Annotated in this window: 2 protein-coding genes; one reads left to right on the top strand and one right to left on the bottom strand. The window is 70.8% G+C overall.

The annotated features are described in order from the left end of the window. Positions 1-82 precede the first annotated feature (82 nt). Positions 83-319, top strand: coding sequence for a hypothetical protein (locus tag VF468_31220; protein ID HEX5882757.1), 237 nt, complete (start codon positions 83-85; stop codon positions 317-319). A gap of 242 nt (positions 320-561) precedes the next feature. On the opposite strand, the gene VF468_31215 is transcribed toward VF468_31220, so the two are convergent. Then, positions 562-2,577 (bottom strand): LuxR C-terminal-related transcriptional regulator, encoded by a 2,016-nt coding sequence (locus VF468_31215; GenBank protein HEX5882756.1) that lies wholly within the window; start codon positions 2,575-2,577, stop codon positions 562-564. Between the last annotated feature and the right edge of the window lie 23 nt (positions 2,578-2,600).

Genomic DNA, 2,600 nt, shown 5'->3' with positions numbered 1-2,600 from the left:
GAAGTCATGGCCGTGATCAGCGGGCTGCTGTACCTGGCCGCGCTCGGCCATCATCGTCCGCCGCCTGGTGCTGCGGCGGACGATGGACACCCAGACCGTGCTGGGCGCGATCGCCGCCTACCTGATGGTCGGGATGTCCTTCGCGTTCGTCTACCAGGCGCTGGACGCGCTGCAGGCCGGTCCGTTCATCGGGTCGCAAGGGGAGGGCCCTTCCCCCCAGGACCCGTTCTTCGCGTTCACCACCCTGACCACGACCGGTACGGCAACCTGGTCCCGGACGCCAACCCGGGGCAGACCCTCGCCGTCCTGGAGATGCTGATCGGGCAGCTGTTCCTGGTGACTGCGGTGGCCAAGGTGGTCAGCACCTGCCAGCCCGACCCCGCCAGCAGCATGCTCGACAGTTAACGCAGCACCACGCTTGCTGCCACACCCAAGTGCCCCCACGGGGTCCACAACTCCACGGCATTCGCCGGCAACCATGACGGGGCGGTCGGGTCCACCGCTCCGACGTCGGCCGTTTCCTCTCGGGCGGGCTGAGCCAAGCGACGGTCCAGGCGAGGGCTACCCGCCTAGGCCGAGCTTCTGGGCGCGCTGGACGGCCTGGCTGCGGGAGGCGACGCCGAGCTTGCGGTAGACCGAGATCGCCTGGGTCTTGACCGTGTGCGGCGAGACGGTCAATTGCTCGCTGATCTCCCGGAACGACAGATGGGTCGACAGCAGCGGCACCAGCCGCAGCTCAGCCTTAGTCAGCGACGATACCCCCCCGGTCCTACCGCGTACGATGTCAAGCGTTGCTCGCAACTGGTCGGCCTGGCTGGGGAGGATGCCCAGGTCGGGCCGGAGCTGGAGGACGTCCCTAGCCTGCCGCAGGACGGTCCTGGCCCCGGCGGCATCACCCATGGCCAGGTACGCGCGCGTTAGCTGCAGCAGGGTCTGGACGGCGAAATACGGCAGGGCGTAGGTGAGCAGCGGCCGCAGGCGAGTGGCCCGCCCGAGCTGTTCCTGGGCCCGCCGCACCTCACCCCGATGCACGGCCACCCGGGCCATCACCGCATAGACCAGGGCGCTGGCGACATAGTCGTCCAACTGCCCGGCCCGAACCACCGCGTAGGCTTGCTCGGCGTGGGTGGCGGCCTGCTCCCAGTCGTGTTGGTGCATCGCGACAAGGGAACGCTCGGCCAGGGCGATCGCGGCCGCGGGCAGCGCCCGGGCTTCGGTGGCGACCTCGGCGGCTTGAATCAGGACCGAGTCGGCCCGGTCGGTCTCGCCAGCCAGCAGGTAGCAGATCCCCTCCAGCAGCTGGGCCGTGGGCCGCCACTGGCTTCCCGGACCCAACTCGCTCAAGGCGGCCTGGGTGTCGGCTCGCATCCGGTCCAGGCCGTCGCGGCACAACAGCGCCCGCAGCAGCGCCCGGTAGCTCTGGACGGTGCTGCCGTCCGGCAGCGTCCCGGTAACCGGCCCCTGTTCGGCTGCATCGGCCCAGCGTTCGGCCGCCGCCGGCTGGCCCACCAGGGCCTGCAGCCAGGCCCCGAGCACGGCCACCGGCGGGTAGCGTCCAACCAGGCCGTGGTCCTCGAACCAGCCGAACCAGCGACGGGTGGTGTCCACCCGTCCGGCCCCGTAGGCGGGCATAGCCAGGTTCCACACCAGCCGGGCAACCCGATCGGTGTCCCCGGCGGCCTGGGCGTGGTCAATGGCGGTCTCGGGCAGACCGTTGGCCTCATGCCAGACGGCCGCCCGCCCGTGCAGCTGGGGGACCAGCTCGGGTTCTCGACGCTCCAGTTCTGCCCGCAGCAGCTCGCCGAACAGGTGGTGGTAGCGGTACCACCGGCGGCGCGGGTCCAGCGGGACCACCAGCAGGTTCGACCCCGCCAGCGACTCCAGCAGGTCGGCTGAGCCAGTCGTGCCCAGGACCGCGTCGCACAGCGGCCCGCACATCCGGTCAAGCACCGCCGTGCGGGTCAGGAACGACACCATTCTCCGGGGGAGGCGAACCAGAAGCTCTGCCCACAGGTACTCGGCCATGATCCGGTCATTCCCGGTGAGCCCGGCCCAGCTGTGCCGTCGAGGACCGCCAGCCTTGACCGCCTGCGCGGCCAGGTGCAGCCCCACCGGCCATCCCTCGGTCCGCCCGACGAGTTCGTTGACCTCAGCCTCGGCCAGCTGGACCCCGGCACCCTCAAGCAGCGCGGCCGCCTCCTGCTGGTCCATGGCCAGCTCTTGGACCCCGATCTCGACCACCTGACCCTGGGTGCGCAGCAGTCCCACCGGCAGCGGCGGCCGGGCTCGGGAGGCCACCAGCAGCTGCGACCCGATGGGAACCTCGGCCGCCAGGTCGGCCACCGCGTCCAGGCACTGCCGGTTGTTGAGTTGGTCCAGGTGATCAAGGACCAAGGCGACCGGTTGGGTCATGGCCGCCATCGCCGCCGCCAACCGGGACACCGCACTCACGATCGAGGCCCCCGGTCCGGCCAGCCCGCGAACCATCTTGGGGTCGATCGGCTCGACCCGATCCAACGCCTCGGCGATGTAGGCCAGCAGCACCGCCGGGTCGTTGTCGCGCTCATCCACCGACACCCAACCCACCCCAGGGCCCCTGC

It is taken from the genome of Actinomycetota bacterium, assembly GCA_036280995.1.
In the GTDB taxonomy this organism is placed as follows: Bacteria; Actinomycetota; CALGFH01; order CALGFH01; family CALGFH01; genus CALGFH01.
The sequence above is the reverse complement of the archived record's forward strand: the minus strand, read 5'-3'. Positions and strand labels throughout refer to the sequence as shown.